Here is an 18,178-nt window from a genome sequence, read left to right as displayed (position 1 = left end):
CACCACACGAAGGACCCGACATGCGATTTGTCGACGAGTTCCGCGACCCTGCCGCCGCCCGCTCGCTGCTGGGCGCCATCGAGACGCTGGCCGCGGGCGACCGCCACTACAAGTTCATGGAGGTCTGCGGCGGCCACACGCATACGATCTACCGGCACGGCCTCGAACACGTGCTGCCCGCCAACGTCGAGCTGGTGCACGGGCCGGGCTGTCCCGTCTGCGTGATCCCGATGGGGCGCGTCGATGATGCGATGTGGCTGGCCGAGCAGGACGACGTCATCTTCACCTGCTTCGGCGACATGATGCGGGTGCCGGGCAGCAACGGCAGCCTGCTGGATGCCAAGGCCCGCGGCGCGGACGTCCGTTTCGTCTACTCGCCGCTCGACGCGCTGAAGCTCGCCGTGGACAACCCCGGCAAGCAGGTCGTGTTCTTCGCGCTGGGGTTCGAGACCACGGCCCCGTCCACCGCGGTGACGCTGATGCGTGCCCGCGAACTGGAGATCAAGAACTTCTCCGTGTTCTGCAACCACGTCACGATCGTGCCGCCGATCAAGGCGATCCTGGAATCCCCGGACCTGCGCCTCGACGGGTTCCTCGGCCCGGGGCACGTCTCGACCGTGGTCGGCAACCGTCCCTACCGCTTCGTCCCGGAGGTCTACGGGCTGCCGATCGTCGTCGCCGGGTTCGAACCGCTCGACATCTTGGCGTCGGTCGCGATGCTGCTGCAGCAGATCCGTGAGGGTCGTTGCGAGGTCGAGAACCAGTACGCCCGGGTCGTGCAGGAAGAGGGCAACCCGGCGGCGTTGGCATTGCTGGGCCAGGTGTTCGAACTGCGCCCGCACTTCGAGTGGCGCGGGCTCGGGTTCATCTCGCAGAGCGCGCTCAAGCTCAACTCCGACTTCGCGGAGTTCGACGCCGAGGTGCGGTACGCGATGCCCGGCGTCCGGGTCGCCGACCCCAAGGCGTGCCAGTGCGGTGAGGTCCTCAAGGGCGTGCTGAAGCCCTGGGAGTGCAAGGTGTTCGGCACCGCGTGCACGCCCGAGACCCCGATCGGGACCTGCATGGTCTCGCCAGAAGGCGCATGCGCGGCCTACTACAACTTCGGCCGCATGCACCGCGACGCCGCGCAGCTGGTCGGCAAGGGATGACAGCAGTCTCTCGGGAGACCACGCGCGGGGTGGAGATGTTCGCCCGCTACGCCCACGCGCCCAACGCGCTGGGATTCTGCGGCCCGGCGTCCGGTCTCGGCACTGGCGACGGCGAGGTCCGGGCGGCGGCGAAGCGTTTCTCCGGGGCCTGGCCGTACCTGCAGGTACTGGCCCGGTTGACGGGCACCGCCGATCCACTCGACGAGCGGCTCGTGGAGGCCTACTGGCTGGGTCGGGAGCTCGGGATCGCCCGCACGGCGTTCGGGGCGGAGCTGCTCGCCGTCATCGGCCCGCAGGCCGGGCACTACTGGACCCACCTCACGCCCGAACTTCTCGCCACCGGCAGCCCCGACCACGGTTTCCATGTGTTCGGCGTCTATCCCTGGTCGCGGCTGCTCGGCTCGGGGATGGATGAGCAGGCCCTGCGTGTCCTCGACAGCTGTCGGATCCGGTGGGGCCTGGTCATCTCCTGTGACGGTGCGGGGATCGAGGTCTCGACCCGGCACCTGACCTGGGACGGGACCGTTCTCGGACTCGGTGATCCGGCCATCGAGAGGATCGCCGACCCGCGGGCGGGGGTCGAGGTGGGGGAGCGGGTCGCGCTGCACTGGGACCGCTTCTGCGACCTGCTGACCGACGATCAGGTGGCCACCCTGGAGGCGAGCACGCTTCGCGAGCTGGAGTCGACGAACCGCCGGATGGCGCGGGAGGGCACGGCATGAGGCCACGGATCGTCCAGACCGAGGACCAGATCGGATTCCACTGGGCCACCCCGGTGGGGGAGCCGACCAGCCTCCCGGACCTGGTGATCGGCGACGAGGAACCCGACCGGCTCGTCGCGACGCACCTGGAGGCGCTCGACGACGCGCTGATCATCGCAGCCGGCCGCTTCGGTGACGTCCTGGGCGGCGGGCGACGTCCCGACCGGCTGGAGCGGGAGGGCCTGCGCGAGCTGCACCGCGCGCTCGACCGGCTCTGCCACGAGTACGCCACCGGGCTGGAGCTGACCGGCATCACGGCCCCGGTGCGCGGCGGCCAGATCATCGGCACCGCCGTGCTCTTCGCCATCCGTGCCAGGCAACCGCTGGACCTGCTGGGGCCGGCGCCCTTCGACGGTGAACTCGACGACCCGTCGCTCGGCGTGGTCGGCGGCTTCGGTGAGTACCACCAGGTCGACCCGCAAGCGCCGTGGAAGGGCGGGCGCTGGATCGTGCGCACCGAGGCTGGCATGCGCTACCCCCTGACGCTCGCGATGCTGCTGTTCGACAGCTCCGGGACCAACAAGGACGCCTCGCTCGACGAGCACCGGGAGGCCCTTCGCTCGGTGATGACCGCGGCGAAGGCGGCCGATGCAGACCCACTCGCTGTGGCGTGTGCGCTGGACTGGCTGCTCTACGACTGGCTGATGGCGCACCGCGACGGCCCGGACAGTGCGGCGATCGAGATTCCCAAGGGTCGCGAACCGGACGCGGCGCTGATCATCGAGGCGACGGCCGCCTCGGTCGCCGCCCGCGCGATGATCGACCCATGCCTGCTGGACGTGCGGGCCGGAAGCGGCGTTGCTGCAGGCCCGCTCGGGCCTGTCGGCACCCAATGACGTCGCCGGCTACCGCGATCCGGCCATTGCGCATCGTGCTGGTCGATGGGCACGAGATGGTCCTCGCCGGCGTGAAGGCGATGCTGGCCCAGTTCGACGCGCGGGTGCGAGTCGTCGGCGCGGCCTTCGGAGCCGATCAGGCACTCAGGGTGGTTACCGCTCTGAACCCCGACATCGTGTTGTGCGATGTGCGACTGCAGGACGTCAGCGGCCTCGACCTGTGCCAGACCCTGCGCAGGCACCACCCCCAGAGCAAGGTCGTGCTGCTGTCGGTGTACGACAACGAGCGATACCTGTTCCAGGCGTTGCGTGCTGGAGCCTCCGGCTATCTCCTCAAGAAGATCAAGGCCGACGAGTTGGTCCACCAGCTCGAGCTCGCGCTGACCGGAGTAATCGTGATCGACGCGGGCCTAGCCAGTCGTGCGGTCGACACCGCGGCCCGGCTGCAGCGAGACGAATTCTGGCCTGGCGCGCGCCACGGGCTCACACGACGTGAGAGTGAGGTGCTGTCCTTGGTAGTCCGCGGCTTGTCCAATCGTGGCATCGCAGAGTGGCTCGTGGTCAGCGAACAGACGATCAAAACACATCTGCGCACGATCTACCGCAAGCTCGGCAGCAAGGACCGGAGCAACGCGATCGCCACCGCGCTTCGGGAGGGGATCTTCCTCTGAGCGATCTCCCCGTTGCTCGGTCACTGAGCATTTGCCGGTTTGGCGGCCGGGCAGGTCTGTGAGCGTACGGCATACCGTGACCACGAAAGTGCGATGCTCGTGCGGGCGGCAACACCCGAAGCGCTGCTCGCAAGCTGCGCACCGGCGCCGCCAGTGACGATCTGGACGAATGCCGCGATCAGGACCTTGTCAACGCGGCCTGATCTGTGGACACCTGCCGGGACGCGTCGGCCGCGTACTCGTCGCGCGCGGCCCACCCCCGCGTCCAACCCGGTGGGGGATGGTAAACGTCGTCCTACCCCGCAGGATTGTCGAATGCCCGGGAAACCGGTGGCGGGCCTGGTGGACCTCCCGCAGTCGAGGGAAGCTCAGACCGCGGTTCCGCACAACTAGGGCCAGGGGGAACGGCATGATCGCCGACCACACGACGCTTGCACAGTTCCTCATCGAGGAGCGCCGTCGCCATCCAGACGCCAGCGGCGACCTGAACTCGCTCATCCTCGATGTCGCTCTCACCTGCAAGGCGATTGCCAGGCGAGTTGCCTACGGAGCCCTCGCCGGCGTACTCGGTGCTGCGGGCGCGACCAACGTGCAGGGTGAGCAGCAACAGAAGCTTGACGTGGTCGCCAATCACCTGTTCGTGCGTGTCAACGAATGGGCAGGCCATGTCGCAGGGATGGTCTCCGAGGAGATGGCGGATCCCTACCCGATCCCCGATCAGTATCCGCGTGGCAAGTACCTGCTGGTGTTCGACCCGCTGGACGGGTCGTCCAACATCGACGTCAACCTGTCGGTCGGCAGCATCTTCTCGATCCTTCGGGCACCCCACCCGGGTGTGAACCCGGCCGTGGCGGATTTTCTCCAACCTGGATCCGAGCAGGTCTGCGCCGGTTACGCGATCTACGGGCCATCCACGATGATTGTGCTGACAGTCGGAACGGGCGTGCACGGCTTCACCCTCGAGCCGCAGCTCGGCGAATTCATCCTGACACACCCGGGGATCAGGATCCCCGAGTCGACCCGCGAGTTCGCGATCAACGCCTCCAACAGTCGCTTCTGGGAGCCGGCCGTCAAGCGCTACGTCGAGGAATGCCTCGCCGGCCGGGCCGGGCCGCGGGGCAAGGACTTCAACATGCGGTGGGTGGCCTCCCTCGTTGCAGAAGCCCACCGAATTCTTACCCGCGGCGGAGTGTTCCTGTACCCGCGAGACACGAAAGACCCTGCCATGCTGGGCCGGTTGCGCCTGCTGTACGAGGCCAGCCCGGTAGCCTTCCTCGTCGAGCAGGCGGGTGGAGGTGCGAGCGCCGGGTACGGGCGGATCCTCGACGTCGTGCCGGACGAGCTGCACCAACGGATCGCTTTCGTCTTCGGCTCACGTGAGGAGGTGGAGCTGATCGAGCGCTACCACCTCGACGACGACGCCGTCCAGCCCGACGCCGGCGAATACGACGGGCAGCTGTTCGGAACTCGTGGCCTGTTCCGCTCCAGCATGTGATCAGGACAGGAGGAGAAGCATCGTGTCTGTGAAGCATCCGATCATCGCCATCACCGGTTCGTCAGGCGCCGGGACAACCTCCGTGATGCGTACCTTCGCGCAGATCTTCCGGCGAGAGGACGTCGAGGCGGCCGTCGCCGAAGGCGACAGCTTCCACCGCTGGGACCGTATCGAGATGCGGACGAAGATGGCTGACGCGCTGGTGCGGGGGGACCACACCTTGAGCCACTTCGGCCCGGAGGCCAACCTGTTCGAGGAGCTCGAGGAGCTGTTTCGTCGCTACGGTGAGAGCGGCGGTGGAAAGGTCCGAAAGTATCTGCACGACGAGGAAGAGGCAGCGCACTACGCACAGCCGCCGGGCACCTTCACTGCGTGGGAGGAACTCCCTTCCGGGTCGGACCTGCTGTTCTACGAGGGGCTACACGGCGGGATGGCGACCGAGAAGGTGAACGTCGCCCAGCACGTCGATCTGCTCGTCGGTGTCGTGCCGGTCATCAACCTGGAGTGGATCCAGAAGCTCCAGCGTGACAAGTCGATGCGGGGGTACTCCACAGAGGCTGTGACGGAGACGATCCTGGGGCGTATGCCGGACTACGTGAACCATCTGTGCCCGCAGTTCTCCCGCACGCACGTCAACTTCCAGCGCGTTCCGATCGTCGACACCTCCAATCCGTTCATTGCCCGGGCGATCCCGACGCTGGACGAGTCCATGCTCATCATCCGGTTCGCGGACCCTCGCGGTATCGACTTCCCATACCTGCTCTCGATGCTGCACGACTCGTTCATGTCGCGCCCGAACACGATCGTCTGCCCCGGCGGCAAGATGGCGCTCGCGATGCAGTTGATCTTCACGCCGATGATCTGGCGGTTGATGGACCGCCGCAAGCAGGCACTGAGAGCGACCGTCAATTGAGGGTCCGGGCTGGTGGTGTCCCGGAATTTGTCAAGGTGGTTGAGACCAGCGGGTGTTAGGCGACTTCTGTCTCGGTCTCCTGGCTGGCGTTGTCGGCTGGCGGGTTGATCCAGACGGTGTCGGGTAGGTCGAGCATCTTCGGTGCGGTGGTGATGCCACCGAACCGGTGTGGGTGCCGGGTACGTGCCTCTGCGAGCACGGTGTCCCGGTCGGCGGCTGTGGCGGCCGCGAGTCCGAAGTGGACGTCGGCGGGTGTGTGCAGGTCGATACCGGTATGCCGATGCTCATGGTTGCACCAGTGGGCGAACGCATCCATGAATCGTCTCGCATCCGGTAACGATCGGAAGCGTTCGGGAAAGTCGGGACCGTATTTCAAGGTCTTGAACAGTGATTCTGAGTAAGGGTTGTCGTTTGACGCTCGGGGTCGCGAGTGCGAGCGGGTGACATCGAGATCGGCAAGCAGGGTAGCGACGGTTTTACTGGTCATCGACGTGCCCCGGTCGGTGTGCACGACCTGGGGGACGCCGTGGACCGTGAAGATCTGTTCCATCATCTCCTTCGCCAGGACACCGGATTCATGGGCGTGGACATGGACACCGACGATGAACCGGGAGTAGATGTCGATCATCATGTAGGCGTCGAAGTAGGTGCCTTTCGCGGGGCCCGCGAGCTTGGTGATGTCCCAGCTGTAAACCTGCCGGGGCGAAAGACACCGGGCTGCGCAATCTGCCCTTCCACGACATCGCCCAGAACCGCATCTGGGTCGCCATCGCCGCGCTTGCCGCGGACCTGCTGGCCGCGACCGCACGCCTCGCGCTGCCGACCGCGGCGGCGGCCTACGAGCCCAAGCGACTGCGTCTGCGGATCCTCGCCGTGGCCGGACGGATCGTGCGCACCGCACGCCGGCGCATGCTCAAGATCGACCCGGCCTGGCCATGGGCCACCGTGATCACCACCGCGCACGGCCGCCTCGTCGCGCTGCCGTTCCCTGACAAGCCCATCCCAGCACCGACAACACCACCGGAGCACCGGTCAGCAAGCAGGGCCGGGGAACAACAACGCCCACCCACCGACGACACCACCAGCACGATCATCACCGGCGAACGAAGATCACGGTACGACCGTACGAAACATCGAGGCTAGCCTGGAATTTGCACGTCAGCGGGCTGGAGGGCTGGGCGGTCAGCCCGTCGGTGTGAGGCGATAGGCCGATCCCAGGATGACCGTGCTGGACATCGACCACAGCGGCGCTGATCAGGTGATCGCGATCGCGGTCGAGATGGTATACCGACGGGCCTGGCCGACCCGTCACGACTGGAGATCGAGGTCTTCTCCTACGTCAAGGTTTCCACAACGGCTTGCGTCGCACTCTCGGCTGGGCAACCTCAGCCCAGCAGCCACCGATGACAGAACGAGGCGTCAGGCTGACAGGTCTCACTTCACGGTCGGCGAGCGCCTCGGGCGCACCTACCGTCAGGGCACCGGTGTGGGAACCCCTCTGCCGAGGGGTCAGGCCGGGCCTGGGCAGATGAAGACACGGAGACAGGAGTTGATCGTGGCATCGCGACGCGTGCCGCCGGGGTCTGCGGCGGGGCGAAGCCACACCGACGCGTGGTTGAGGATGCCGTGCAGGCAGTGGAGCGCGGTCCGCGGGTCGGGGCAGTCGAACTCGCCGTCGGCGACGCCGCGCTCGACCACCGACCGGAAGATGTCGTCGTGTCGGCGGCGCATCGACTTCATGGCCTCGTCGTGCTCGCTCGGCCAGCTCGTCGGGAACGAGAACAGCTTCCCCACCTCGGGATACAGCTCGGTCAGCACGTGCAGCTGCTCGCGGACGAGCACGCGTAGCTGCACCGTGGCCGGGCTGTCCGCCGCCGCGGCGAGCTCATTCTCGAGGCGGCCGAGCACGTCTGCGGTCAGGGCCTCGAGAGCAGCACCGACCAGCGCATCCTTGCTCGGGAAGTAGTGGTAGAGGGTCGCCTTCGCGATATCCGTGCGCTCAGCGACCTCCTCGAGGTTCATTCCCTGGTAGCCGCCGGCCGAGAGGATCTGCAGCGCGACCTGGACGATCTCCGCCTTCCGGCGGTCGCGCCGCCGGGCTGCACGTCCGGAAACGGAGGTGGGTTGAGCTTCGGCTGTCGGCGCCACCGGACCAGCCTAGTCGACCTCCGCCTCGGCTTGCCGTCCCGGCGGTCGGCCCGACACCGTGTTCGACTGATAGTTCTACGTGCCGACTACATAGATGACTCCCCGACCTGACGGTCACTAGGGTCGATGTCCATCGGGGTGCCCGCCCCGCTACCACGGAGGCGCCGATGAACCCGTCCGTCCCGATCGAGCCCGAGTTTCCACCGGCGAGGGCGAGGAGTCGTTGCCCGACGCGGGCGGTGATGCGCTCGGCGGTGCGGGCGCCGTGGAGTTCGAGTGAGAGTTGCCGTTTCGCTGTAGCGAAGATCGACTCGATGCGTTGACGGATCGGGGCGAGGTTGCCGTGACGGCGGGTTTCATCGCGACGGTCGGGCCGCACGAACACGATCCCCAGCTGGGTCATGTCGTGTTCGAACTCGCGTCCGGCGAAGCCCTTGTCCCCGATCACGACCGCCCCGCGGGGAAGGGCGCGCAGGTCGTGGGCATGGCCGAGGAGGTCGGTGGCGACGTCGCGCTCGCCGATCTTGGGATCGGCCAGACACCACACCACCGGCATGCCTTCCAGGGTGGTGACCAGATACAGCTTCAGGCCCCACTTCAGGCCCCAGTAGAACCGGGAGTAGGACGCGCAGTAGCCGTAGCTGGCCCAACCGGCCAGCTCCGAGCGTTTCACGGTCTCTCGTGAGGTCCCACACGGCACGGGTGTCGCGTCGATGAGTCGGAGTTGATCGGTGTGAGAGGGCACCTGGGTGGCCAACGCTTGGATCGCCTGCTGGATCAGTGGGGCCGCCGCGACCAGACGTTGGTGATAGCCGGGTTGGTGGGGCAGGTAGGGGAACAGGTGATCCACGTCTGCTCCTGTCGGTGGGTCGGCGGGTCAGATGGTGAAGGCGAGCCGGGTCGCCTCGTCGATCGCGGCGACCGCGTCGAGCTCGGCCGAGACATGTGCGCCGCCGATCAGCCGGGCGGCCACGCCGTGCTCCGCGAGCTGGTCGTGCAGGCCGCGGGCGCTCTCCTGGCCCGCGCAGAGCACGACGGTGTCGAGGGGGAGGACGTGGGATTCGCCGCCGGCCGTGTAGTGCAGGCCGGCGTCGTCGACGGCGTCGTAGCGTGCGCCCTGCACCATCGTCACGCCCGCCCTGCGCAAGCGGCTCTTGAGGATCCAGCCGGTGGACTTGCCCAGTCGCCGGCCGAGCGGCTCGTCCTTGCGCTGGAACATGGTGATCGTCCGCGCCGCGGCGGCCCGGTGGTCCGGCGGCGGGCCGGTGACGCCGCCCGCGACACTGCCATCGGTGGAGACCCCCCAGGCGGCGAAGAACGCTGACGGCCGGAGCCCCTCCTCGGCGTCACCCATCAGGTACTCGGCGACATCGAAGCCGATCCCGCCCGCCCCGATGATCCCCACGCGGTCGCCCGGGACGACGGCTCCGGTCAGGACGTCCACGTACGACACGACGGACGGATGGTCCAGACCGGGGAGGTCCGGGATCCGGGGCGTCACGCCGGTCGCGATGACGACCTCGTCGAAGCCCTCCGCGCCGAGCTGGTCGGCGTCGACGACCTTCCCGAGCCGGACGTCGACGCCCGTGCGCTCGAGCTGGACCCGGAAGTAGCGCAGGAGCTGGTTGAACTCGCTCTTGCCTGGCACGACGCGGGCCATGTTCAGCTGCCCACCGATCGTGTCGGCGCCGTCGTAGAGGGTGACGCTGTGGCCGCGCTGCGCGGATTCCACCGCGAACGCGAGCCCGGCCGGGCCTGCGCCGACGACACCGATCCGCCTGCGGACGGCCGGAGCGGTCGCCACGAACTCGAGTTCGTGCCCCGCCCGCGGGTTGACCAGGCACGACGCGGGCCGCTCCGTGAAGATCCGGTCCAGGCAGGCCTGGTTGCACGCGATGCAGGTGTTGATCTCGTCGGTGCGGCCCTCGCGCACCTTGCGGGCAAAGTCCGGGTCGGCGAGAAGCGGCCTCGCCATCGAGATCAGAGCGGCCGTCCCCGAGGCGACGATCTCCTCGGCGACGTCGGGGTCGTTGATGCGGTTCGAGGCGATCACGGGCACGATGACGGCCTCGGACACGCGCCGAACCGCGTCGCTCCAGGCGGCGCGGGGAACGGTGGCCGCAATGGTCGGCACCTGCGACTCGTGCCAGCCGATGCCCGTGTTCAGCACGTCGGCGCCGGCGGCGACGACCCGCCGGGACAGTTCGACCACCTCGGCCGCGGTGAGCCCGTCCTCGACGAGGTCGAGCGCGGACACGCGGTGGATGACCAGGAAGTCCTCGCCCACCGCGGCCCGCACCGCGCGCGTGACCTCGACCGCCAGCCGCAGCCTCCCGTCGAGGTCCCCGCCGAACTCGTCGACGCGGTCGTTCGTGCGGAGTGCCGCGAACTGGTTGATCAGGTAGCCCTCGGAGCCCATGATCTCGACGCCGTCGTACCCGGCCTCGCGGGCGAGCGCCGAGGCTCGCGCGTACTCGTCGATCGTGCGCCAGACGTCCTCGGTCGTGAGGGGGCGGGGTACGTGCGGGTTGATCCGGGCGCGGATCGCCGACGGGCCGACGCACTCCGAGAACTTGGCGTAGCGGCCGGCGTGCAGGAGTTGCAGGGCGATGCGCCCGCCCGCCGCGTGCACCGCGTCGCACACGACACGGTGGTCATCGAGCGGCACGCCGTCCTCCAGCACCGGCGAATCCAACTCGAGCCGGCCCTCCTGGTTAGGGGAGAACCCGTTGGTCAGCAGGAGGGCAGCCTCGCCCGTGGCGCGGGCGGTGAAGAACGCCGCCAGTCGTTCGGCCGGGCGGTCGAGGGTCTCCAGTCGGGTGTGCATCGCACCCATGACGATGCGGTTCCGCAATGTCATGGACCGCAGTCGCAGCGGTTCCATCAAGTGGGGGTGGCTGGTCATCGGGTCACCTCGAGGCTCGCGGGATCGCGGACGGCGTCACGAACGGCGCCGAGCACGGCGGGGTCGTTGCGCAGGCGGAACTTCTGGATCTTCCCGGTGGTGGTCCGGGGGAGATCGTCGTGCAGGACCAGCAGCTCCGGCCAGAAATGGCGGGCCATTCCGGCCTGCCGGAGGTGCGCCACGAGCGTGGCGAGAACCGGTGGCGCCGCGGGGTCGGACGGCACGACCACGGCGCAGGCCCGCTCGCCGAGCCGCTCGTCGGGCACCCCGACGACGGCCACCTCGCGGACCAGGGGATGGGTGAGCAGGGTCGCCTCCACCTCGACGACCGGGATGTTCTCCCCGCCGCGGATCACGAGGTCCTTCACGCGGCCTGCGAGCCGGATCCCGCCGCCGGCGTCGCGGCGGGCGAGGTCACCGGTGTCGAACCAGCCGTCGGGGTCGAGGGCCGCCGCGTACAGGTCGGGGCGGCCGTGGTAACTGGTGAACAGCGCGGCACCGCGCACGAGGAGCCGGCCGACCCCGCCGACGGGGACCTCGTCGCCGTCGGCGGCGGCCACCCGCACCTCGTTCCACGGCATCGGGGTGCCGTCGCTGTCGGCCGCGGCGAGCGCGTCGTCCTCGCGGCGGGTCGTGGTGAAGGCCCCGCACTCGGTCATACCCCACACCGCGTGGACCCGCGCGTCGAAGCGTTCCCGGGCCCGCCGCACGAATGCGGGCGGGATCGGGGCGCCTGCGACGCTGATGTTGCGCAGGGTCCACGGCCGCGGGTCGTCGCCGGCCTCGTCCTGGGCCGCCGCGAGCAGGTCGGCGAGGAGCGTCGGGGCCACCATCGTCCAGGCGACGCCGTACTCGCGGACCAGCTCAATCATCGTCCGCGGCTCCCAGACGTCCTGGTAGACGACCGTCATCCCGCAGCTCATCGGCATCGTCACGCCGAAATAGAAGCCGACCGTGTGGGCCATCGGCGACACCGCCAGCAGAGTGTCGTCCGTCGTGAGGCCCATCGTGTCGGGCACGATTCGGGTCCCCGCGTACACGGTGTTCCAGGTGTGCACGACGCCCTTGGGCTCACCGGTCGTGCCGGAGGTGAACTGGATCTGGGCGACGGAGTCCGGGTGCGGGGACAGCCGATCGAGCGCTGCCGAGTGCTTGCGTTCCCACGGCTGGTCGACGAAGAACGGTTCGAACCGCTCCGTGCCGGGCGGGAGCGGCGCGTCCGGTTCGGCGTCGATCACGAAGACCCGCTCCAGGCCGGTGGCGGCCGCGACCTCGGACAGCATGGCGGCGTGGTCGTGCCCACGGAACCGTGCGGGCACGACGCAGACGCGGGATCCGAGTCGTTCGCAGATGAACTGCACCTCCCGGTGGCGCAGGATCGGGAGGATCGCGTTGGTGACCGCTTCGATTCGGGCGCAGGCCAGGTGCAGGGCGGTGAACTGCCACCAGTTCGGGAGCTGGAAGGAGACGACGTCGCCGGGGCGCACGCCGAGCTCCAGCAGGGCGGCGGCGAACCGGTCGACGAGCTCGGAGAGCCTGCCGTAGGTGATGCGCTCGCGCCCCTGGCCGGCGCGGTGCGTCACGATCGCGACCCGGTCGGGCGTTCGCTCGGCGTGCTCGCGGAAGTCGTCGATCAGGGTGCGGTCCCGCCACCAGCCCTGTTCCCGGTACCGGGCAGCGAGGTCGGGATCGAGCGTGACAGGTGCGGCGTGCACGTCCATGTGCCCTCCTGCGGTAGGTGTGAGGTATGTCGTGGCGAAGTCAGCCGGCCATGGTCAGGCCGCCGCTGACGCTGAGGACCTGGCCGGTCACGAACGCGGCGCGGTCGGAGGCGAAGAACAGGACCGCGTCCGCGACCTCCTCCGGGGCCGCCATGCGGCGCAGCGGGATCGCCTTGACCAGGGCCTCGCGGATCCGCTCGGGCTGCGCGGCGAACAGCGGGGTGTCGGTCGGGCCGGGGCACACGCAGTTCACGGTGACGCCGTGCCGCGCGACCTCGCGGGCCAGCGACTTGGTGAAGGCGATGACCCCGCCCTTGGTGCCCGCGTAGACGGTCTCGCCCATGCTGCCGACGCGGCCGGCGTCGCTCGCCAGGTTCACGACGCGGCCGCCGCGCGCGAGCATCGGCTCGACGAACGCGCGGGTGACGCGCACCTGGCCGAGGTAGTTGATCTCGACCAGCGTCCGCCAGAATTCCTCGTCGCCCTCCAGGAACGGGGCGATGCGGTCCCAGCCCGCGGCGTTGACGAGGACGTGTGGTGCGCCGTGGCGGCCGACGACCTCGTCGCGGAGCGCCGTCACGGTGCCGGGATCGGTGACGTCCACCAGGTGCGGCTCGACGCGTCCCGATCCGGCGATCTCCGCGGTCTTCTTCGCGCCGTCCAGGTCGCGGTCGGCCGCGACGACTGTCGCGCCCTCCGCGGCGAGACCGACGGCGATGGCGCGCCCAATACCCGAGCCGGCCCCCGTGACGACGGCGACCTGTCCCTCGAAGCTCATCTGCATCCCCTTCAGCCCACGTACTTCGCGAAGTCGGGCGTGCGCTTCTCGGTGAATGCGCGGGCGCCTTCCAGGCCCTCGGGGCTCGTGGCGAACAGGTCGAGCGCCGCCGTCGCCATGTTCGCCAGGCCCGCCTGGTGTTCGGTGTCGGAGTTGAAGGAGTGCTTGAGGAACCGGATCGCCGTCGGGCTCATCGCGGCGATCTCCTCGGCCCAGCGACGTGCCTCCGCCATCAGCTCGGAACCCGGGACGACCGTGTTCACCAAGCCCCAGCGTTCGGCGGTCGCGGCGTCGTACTGCCGGCACAGGTACCAGATCTCCCGCGCCCGCTTCTCGCCCACGATCCGGGCCAGGTAGGTCGTGCCGAACCCGGCGTCGAACGATCCGACCCGCGGCCCGGCCTGCCCGAACCGGGCGTGGCCCGCCGCGATCGTCAGGTCGCAGAGCACGTGGAAGACGTGACCCCCGCCGATGGCCAGGCCGTTGACCGCCGCGATGACCGGCTTCGGGATCTCGCGGATCAGCCGGTGGAGCCCGTCGATCTCGAACAGCCCGCTCTCGGTGGGCCCGTAGTCGCCCGTCTCGGCCCGCTGCTTCACGTCGCCGCCGGTGCAGAAGGCCTTCTCGCCCGCTCCGGTGAAGATGACGCAGCGTACGGCCGGGTCAGCCCACGCCGTGCGGAACGCTGCGATGAGCTCCTCGATCGTGCGGCCGCGGAAGGCGTTGTACCGGTGTGGGCGGTCGATCGTGACGACCGCGGCCGGGCCGTCCACCTCGTAGCGGACGTCTTCGAAGTCCTTCAAGCTATTCCTTCCGTTCTTCGGCTCCCGTGCCAGACCAGCCGGCGCGACGCCGCGTGCGATGGCGGAGGTCGGGGAGGAGCCCGGAGCGCACCCGACGTGCGCCGAGATCGGGGCCGGTGGCCGCTGCGAGCGCTGCCTCGATGGATCGACCCGACTGCTCGTGCGACGCCGCTGGTGGGCCGCGTGGCTCCGGTGCCGACGATATCGACGCTAAGGACGGCGAGTCAACTATTCGGTCGGTTTTTCGAAGAAAGATCGGTTCATGGGCCGAACCCGCCCGGATCGATGGCTAGCCACCCGTCCAGGTGACCAGACGACCAACAATTTGACATATCGACTCATGGGTCGATATCTTGGCCCGGCGTCGATCTCCGCCCGGCCTCCATCGAGTCGCCGCACTCGGAGGGCGGGTCCTGTCCATGGCGGCCGGGCGCTGGTCAACGGTGCTCGAGCCGGGTCTGCGCCTCGGCTGGTGGGACCGACGGCTCCCGGATCGGGCTCCGGGTGCCATGACCGGCGGCAGGGTGCACGGCCGGTTCTGCACCCCCGTCTACGTTCCGCTCCCCCATAGAAGGTGAAGACAGATGCAACGCTGCATACCCCGAGCCTCGCTGGCACTCGGCCTGGCGCTGGTCGCGGCAGTCGCCAGCTTCGTCATCGTCCCCGGCGTCTCGTCCGCCAGTCCGGGTGACGCGGCACCGCAGTGCGAGTCGCACGACCTCACCGTGCCGAGCTCTGTGATCGAAGGGCAGGTCGTGCCGCTCCCGGGCGCCCGACTGCTCGCCGGCGGCGGGGACTTCACGATCCACGGCAGCCTGTGCCTGCCCAGCGGCGGCACGCCGAAGACCGTGATGCTCGCGCTGCACGGCATCACCTACTCAAACTCGTACTGGAACTCCGAGTACCAGCCGGAGACCTACAACTTCTCCCGGCACATGACCGACGCCGGGTACGCGGTCTTCGCGATCGACCGTCTCGGGTACGGCCAGAGCTCCAAGCCGCCCGCCGCGCTCGTCACGCTCGACAGCCAGGCCGAGGTCGCGCACCAGGTCATCAGCCAGCTTCGCTCCGGCACCGTCGGCGGCACGGCGTTCGAGCACGTCATCCTGGTCGGCCACTCCTACGGCACGGCGACGTCGTGGCGTGAGACGGCTACCTACAACGACGCCGACGCGGTCATCGGGACCGGGTGGGCCAACACCCTGCAGACCCTGCTCGTCGCGAGGTTCTTCGCCGGTTTCGTCCCCGCGCAGCTCGACAAGCGCTTCGCCGACCGCCCAGTCGGCTACCTCACTCCTGGACCGGGCGGACGCGAGCAGAACTACCTGTACGACCTCTCCAACGTCGACCCGAAGATGATCAAGTACGACGCCGAGGTCCTGCAGGACACGGTCACCGCCGCCGAGGGTGCGACGTTCTACAACCGCTACGGCGCCGTCCCGGTCACCTACGTGCCGACGACCAGTGAGGAGCTCGAGATTCCGCTGTCGGCGCAGGCCAAGGACATCAAGATCCCCACGTTCATGATCAACGGTGCGAACGAGCTGTTCTTCTGCGGGATCGACCAGAACCATTGCGCGAGCAGCCAGAAGCTCCAGACGGAGGAGGCGAAGTACTTCTCCGACGCGGCGTGCTTCCGCGCAGCGGTGATCCCGAACGCCGGACACGACCTCAACCTGCAGCGCAACGCCCCCGACACCTACGCGGTGGTCGTCACGTATGCCAACCAGATGCTCGGTCCCGACGGCGGGAACAAGGGCAGCTACCGCGCCTCCTGTGGCGCGATCTCCGGTACCGACGTCGACAGCGGTCAGGCGACATTCGGTGCGATCGAGGAGTGACGACGAGCCGGCGCCTCGGAACGTCTCCGGGGCGGCAGCGGCAGCGGCGGACCTGCGCACGGCTCCGCCGCACGAACAGGGAGGGGTCCAGGACGGAATCGCTCCCGGCGTCGCGAGTACCGGTGGCCGGATGGCCGGCGGTGGTGCGGCGACGTCCGAGGGGTTTGTGTCGGAACAGGTGCTCTATGTGGCGGGCGGCCCCGAAGGCGTGCGCCGCCGCCCTCAAGCGAAGGACAGGTCACACATGCTCAGCACGATTCTCGGGACGCGGCTGCGGTGGTTCGAGGCGGACGGATGGGTGTTCGACCCGGTGATCGTGGGTGCGGACACCATCGACTACACCGTGAAGGAGGGACCGCACGCCGGGCGGCACGCGGTCCAGCGGATCCACTACCACCGGATCGCGCCCGGCATCGAGCTGACCTCCTGGCACGAGGAGGTGGGCACGATCGTCAACATCGTCTGGTACCTGGAGTCGCAGACCACGCACCGTTTCGCGGCTCTCCCCGCCTGGGCGACCGCCGACATCCGGGTGCTCGTCGGCGACAACCAGGACCCCGCCTACCTCGAGCGCGTCCGCGGGCTCGCCGCTGTGGGACCCGACGCACCGCGCACGATCCTGGATGACGACGGGTACTTCGAGCTCCTGTGAGCGGGGCGGTGTCCGGCCGCGGGCAAGGCGGGATGGCGCGTCCGGATCCTCGCCGACCTCGACGACGGGCTTCCCCTACGTGTGCGCTCGCACAGCCTCGTGTGCGTCGTCGAGGGAGGCCGGTCGCCGCCCGCAGGATCTCGCCGTGATGGTCGCGCCCGCGGCCGGTCGGCATCGGCAGAAACGAACAACGTTGGCAAGGAGGCCAGGGTGGAAAGTTCGAACATCGACGCCGTGCTGCGCGACGCGGTGAACAAGGGAGCGGTACCGCAGGTCGTCGCGATGGCGGCGGACCGCAGCGGTCAAATCTACGAGGGGTCGGCCGGACCCCGGGCGGCCGGGCAGGAGGAGCAGGTCACGCCCGACTCCGTATTCCGCGTCGCGTCGATGACCAAGATGGTCGCGACGGTCGCGGCTCTGCAGCAGGTCGAGCGGGGGGAGCTCGACCTCGACGCGCCCGTCGACACAATTATCGCGGAGTTCGCGGAGATCGGCGTACTCGAGGGCTTCGACGAGAACACGCCGCGGATCCGGCCGCCGGCCTCCCGCGCAACGGTGAAGCAGCTCCTCACGCACACCGCGGGTTTCGGCTACTGGTTCTGGAACGCCGACATCCACCGGTACGAGGAGGTCACCGGCACCCCGAACGTGCTGGCGGGCAAGCGGGTGAGCTTGACGGCGCCGATGGTGGCCGACCCGGGCACCCGTTTCGAGTACGGCATCAACACCGACTGGCTCGGCGAAGTCGTCGAGAAGGTCAGCGGGAAGTCGTTGAAGGACTACCTCGCCCAGAACGTCTTCGAGCCGCTCGGCATGGCGCGGACGACGTTCTCGCCGACGGCGCAGGACCGCGCCGAACTCGTTCCCGCGCACGTCCCGACCGAGGGCGGCGGCTGGGTGGCCACCGAGATCGACTTGGCGCCCGAGCCGGAGTGGTGGGCGGGCGGCCACGGCCTCTACTCCACTCCCCGGGAGTACCTGCGGTTCCAGCAGGCCCTGCTGAACCGCGGCACGTTCGACGGGGCCACGATCCTGCGGCCGGAGACCGTCGACGCCGCCTTCACCAACCAGATCGGCGGCCTCGACTTCCCCACCCACATCCCGTCTGTCGTGCCCGAGGTGTCCGGACCGTGGAACGGTCCGGCGGGGAACAAGTGGGGCTACGGCCTGATGCTCAACGTCCGGCGGGAGCCGGGAATGCGGGCCCCCTACAGCGGCGCCTGGGCCGGCTTGTTCAACAGCCACTTCTGGGTCGACCCGCGTTCCGGCGTGACCGGGGCGATCTACAGTCAGTTCCTGCCGTTCATCACGCAGGAGGCGCTGGGCGTGTACGCGGACTTCGAGCGCGCGCTGTACGCGAGCCGCTGACCAGCCCGACGGCACGCACCGTCCGGGTACGGCACACACCGCCGATGGTGTGTGCCGTACCGGCGCGTGCGCCGTCGGGCTCGTCGCGGAGCGCCACCCGGGTCGCGGGAGGTCACACATGCCCAGCACGATTCCCGG

General features: G+C 69.0%; 16 protein-coding genes and 1 pseudogene. 10 read left to right on the top strand and 7 right to left on the bottom strand.

The window, feature by feature from the left end; translation table 11 throughout:
• The first annotated feature begins 20 nt into the window (after positions 1-20).
• From hypD to ACFPFQ_RS16650, 6 genes are all read left to right on the top strand, one after another.
• On the top strand, positions 21-1,148 hold the full coding sequence (gene hypD, locus ACFPFQ_RS16675) for a hydrogenase formation protein HypD (protein WP_379619669.1): 1,128 nt from the start codon (positions 21-23) through the stop codon (positions 1,146-1,148).
• Positions 1,145-1,870: a DUF6390 family protein gene (locus tag ACFPFQ_RS16670; RefSeq protein WP_379619667.1), complete on the top strand. Its 726-nt coding sequence runs from the start codon at positions 1,145-1,147 to the stop codon at positions 1,868-1,870. Before hypD ends, ACFPFQ_RS16670 begins: the two co-directional genes overlap by 4 nt.
• Entirely contained in the window at positions 1,867-2,745 is an 879-nt protein-coding gene (locus ACFPFQ_RS16665) for a hypothetical protein (protein ID WP_379619665.1), read from the top strand. The genes ACFPFQ_RS16670 and ACFPFQ_RS16665 overlap by 4 nt, the downstream gene beginning before the upstream one ends.
• Before the next feature lie 35 nt (positions 2,746-2,780).
• Positions 2,781-3,416 (top strand): response regulator, encoded by a 636-nt coding sequence (locus tag ACFPFQ_RS16660; protein ID WP_379619766.1) that lies wholly within the window; start codon positions 2,781-2,783, stop codon positions 3,414-3,416.
• 409 nt (positions 3,417-3,825) lie between these two features.
• Positions 3,826-4,911: a class 1 fructose-bisphosphatase gene (locus ACFPFQ_RS16655; RefSeq protein ID WP_379619663.1), complete on the top strand. Its 1,086-nt coding sequence runs from the start codon at positions 3,826-3,828 to the stop codon at positions 4,909-4,911.
• 22 nt (positions 4,912-4,933) lie between these two features.
• Positions 4,934-5,824, top strand: coding sequence for a phosphoribulokinase (locus ACFPFQ_RS16650; protein ID WP_379619661.1), 891 nt, complete (start codon positions 4,934-4,936; stop codon positions 5,822-5,824).
• A gap of 55 nt (positions 5,825-5,879) precedes the next feature.
• Here the strand turns inward: ACFPFQ_RS16650 and ACFPFQ_RS16645 are convergent.
• A pseudogene (locus ACFPFQ_RS16645) lies at positions 5,880-6,530 on the bottom strand (transposase); the annotation flags it as partial.
• Positions 6,531-6,541: 11 nt separating this feature from the next.
• Here ACFPFQ_RS16645 and ACFPFQ_RS16640 point away from each other — a divergent pair.
• Entirely contained in the window at positions 6,542-6,967 is a 426-nt protein-coding gene (locus tag ACFPFQ_RS16640) for a transposase (RefSeq protein ID WP_379619764.1), read from the top strand.
• Positions 6,968-7,333: 366 nt separating this feature from the next.
• Here the strand turns inward: ACFPFQ_RS16640 and ACFPFQ_RS16635 are convergent, their stop codons facing one another.
• From ACFPFQ_RS16635 to ACFPFQ_RS16610, 6 genes are read right to left on the bottom strand one after another with little or no spacing between them, the layout of a single operon-like run.
• Positions 7,334-7,846 (bottom strand): TetR/AcrR family transcriptional regulator, encoded by a 513-nt coding sequence (locus ACFPFQ_RS16635; protein WP_379619659.1) that lies wholly within the window; start codon positions 7,844-7,846, stop codon positions 7,334-7,336.
• Positions 7,824-8,822, bottom strand: a complete 999-nt coding sequence (locus ACFPFQ_RS16630) for a transposase (protein ID WP_379619657.1) — start codon at positions 8,820-8,822, stop codon at positions 7,824-7,826. The genes ACFPFQ_RS16635 and ACFPFQ_RS16630 overlap by 23 nt, the downstream gene beginning before the upstream one ends.
• A 27-nt stretch (positions 8,823-8,849) precedes the next feature.
• Positions 8,850-10,877: an FAD-dependent oxidoreductase gene (locus ACFPFQ_RS16625; protein WP_379619655.1), complete on the bottom strand. Its 2,028-nt coding sequence runs from the start codon at positions 10,875-10,877 to the stop codon at positions 8,850-8,852.
• Complete coding sequence (locus ACFPFQ_RS16620; RefSeq protein ID WP_379619653.1) at positions 10,874-12,598, bottom strand: AMP-binding protein; 1,725 nt, start codon at positions 12,596-12,598, stop codon at positions 10,874-10,876. Before ACFPFQ_RS16620 ends, ACFPFQ_RS16625 begins: the two co-directional genes overlap by 4 nt.
• Positions 12,599-12,638: 40 nt before the next feature.
• Positions 12,639-13,376 (bottom strand): SDR family NAD(P)-dependent oxidoreductase, encoded by a 738-nt coding sequence (locus ACFPFQ_RS16615; protein WP_379619651.1) that lies wholly within the window; start codon positions 13,374-13,376, stop codon positions 12,639-12,641.
• Between the two features lie 11 nt (positions 13,377-13,387).
• Entirely contained in the window at positions 13,388-14,179 is a 792-nt protein-coding gene (locus tag ACFPFQ_RS16610) for an enoyl-CoA hydratase-related protein (RefSeq protein ID WP_379619650.1), read from the bottom strand.
• A 584-nt stretch (positions 14,180-14,763) separates the two neighbouring features.
• Between ACFPFQ_RS16610 and ACFPFQ_RS16605 the strand changes: the two genes are divergently transcribed.
• The 3 genes from ACFPFQ_RS16605 to ACFPFQ_RS16595 all read left to right on the top strand — a co-directional run bounded on the left by ACFPFQ_RS16605 (position 14,764) and on the right by ACFPFQ_RS16595 (position 18,040).
• Positions 14,764-16,020, top strand: a complete 1,257-nt coding sequence (locus ACFPFQ_RS16605; protein ID WP_379619648.1) for an alpha/beta hydrolase — start codon at positions 14,764-14,766, stop codon at positions 16,018-16,020.
• Positions 16,021-16,264: 244 nt separating this feature from the next.
• Positions 16,265-16,672, top strand: a complete 408-nt coding sequence (locus tag ACFPFQ_RS16600; RefSeq protein ID WP_379619647.1) for a phenolic acid decarboxylase — start codon at positions 16,265-16,267, stop codon at positions 16,670-16,672.
• Between the two features lie 210 nt (positions 16,673-16,882).
• Positions 16,883-18,040 carry a serine hydrolase domain-containing protein gene (locus ACFPFQ_RS16595; RefSeq protein WP_379619646.1) on the top strand — a complete coding sequence of 386 codons (1,158 nt, stop codon included), beginning with the start codon at positions 16,883-16,885 and terminating at the stop codon, positions 18,038-18,040.
• The last annotated feature ends 138 nt before the right edge of the window (positions 18,041-18,178 follow it).

This window comes from Pseudonocardia sp. GCM10023141, from assembly GCF_042653605.1.
This window is presented reverse-complemented; position numbering and strand designations above follow the sequence as displayed.

What these genes read in the sequence shown, in the direction of transcription:
- hypD (WP_379619669.1), top strand. Translation starts at nt 21, where the DNA reads ATGCGATTTGTCGACGAGTTCCGCGACCCTGCCGCCGCCCGCTCGCTG.
- ACFPFQ_RS16670 (WP_379619667.1), top strand. Translation starts at nt 1,145, where the DNA reads ATGACAGCAGTCTCTCGGGAGACCACGCGCGGGGTGGAGATGTTCGCC.
- ACFPFQ_RS16665 (WP_379619665.1), top strand. Translation starts at nt 1,867, where the DNA reads ATGAGGCCACGGATCGTCCAGACCGAGGACCAGATCGGATTCCACTGG.
- ACFPFQ_RS16655 (WP_379619663.1), top strand. Translation starts at nt 3,826, where the DNA reads ATGATCGCCGACCACACGACGCTTGCACAGTTCCTCATCGAGGAGCGC.
- ACFPFQ_RS16635 (WP_379619659.1), bottom strand. Translation starts at nt 7,846, where the DNA reads ATGAACCTCGAGGAGGTCGCTGAGCGCACGGATATCGCGAAGGCGACC.
- ACFPFQ_RS16625 (WP_379619655.1), bottom strand. Translation starts at nt 10,877, where the DNA reads ATGACCAGCCACCCCCACTTGATGGAACCGCTGCGACTGCGGTCCATG.
- ACFPFQ_RS16620 (WP_379619653.1), bottom strand. Translation starts at nt 12,598, where the DNA reads ATGGACGTGCACGCCGCACCTGTCACGCTCGATCCCGACCTCGCTGCC.
- ACFPFQ_RS16615 (WP_379619651.1), bottom strand. Translation starts at nt 13,376, where the DNA reads ATGAGCTTCGAGGGACAGGTCGCCGTCGTCACGGGGGCCGGCTCGGGT.
- ACFPFQ_RS16605 (WP_379619648.1), top strand. Translation starts at nt 14,764, where the DNA reads ATGCAACGCTGCATACCCCGAGCCTCGCTGGCACTCGGCCTGGCGCTG.
- ACFPFQ_RS16600 (WP_379619647.1), top strand. Translation starts at nt 16,265, where the DNA reads ATGCTCAGCACGATTCTCGGGACGCGGCTGCGGTGGTTCGAGGCGGAC.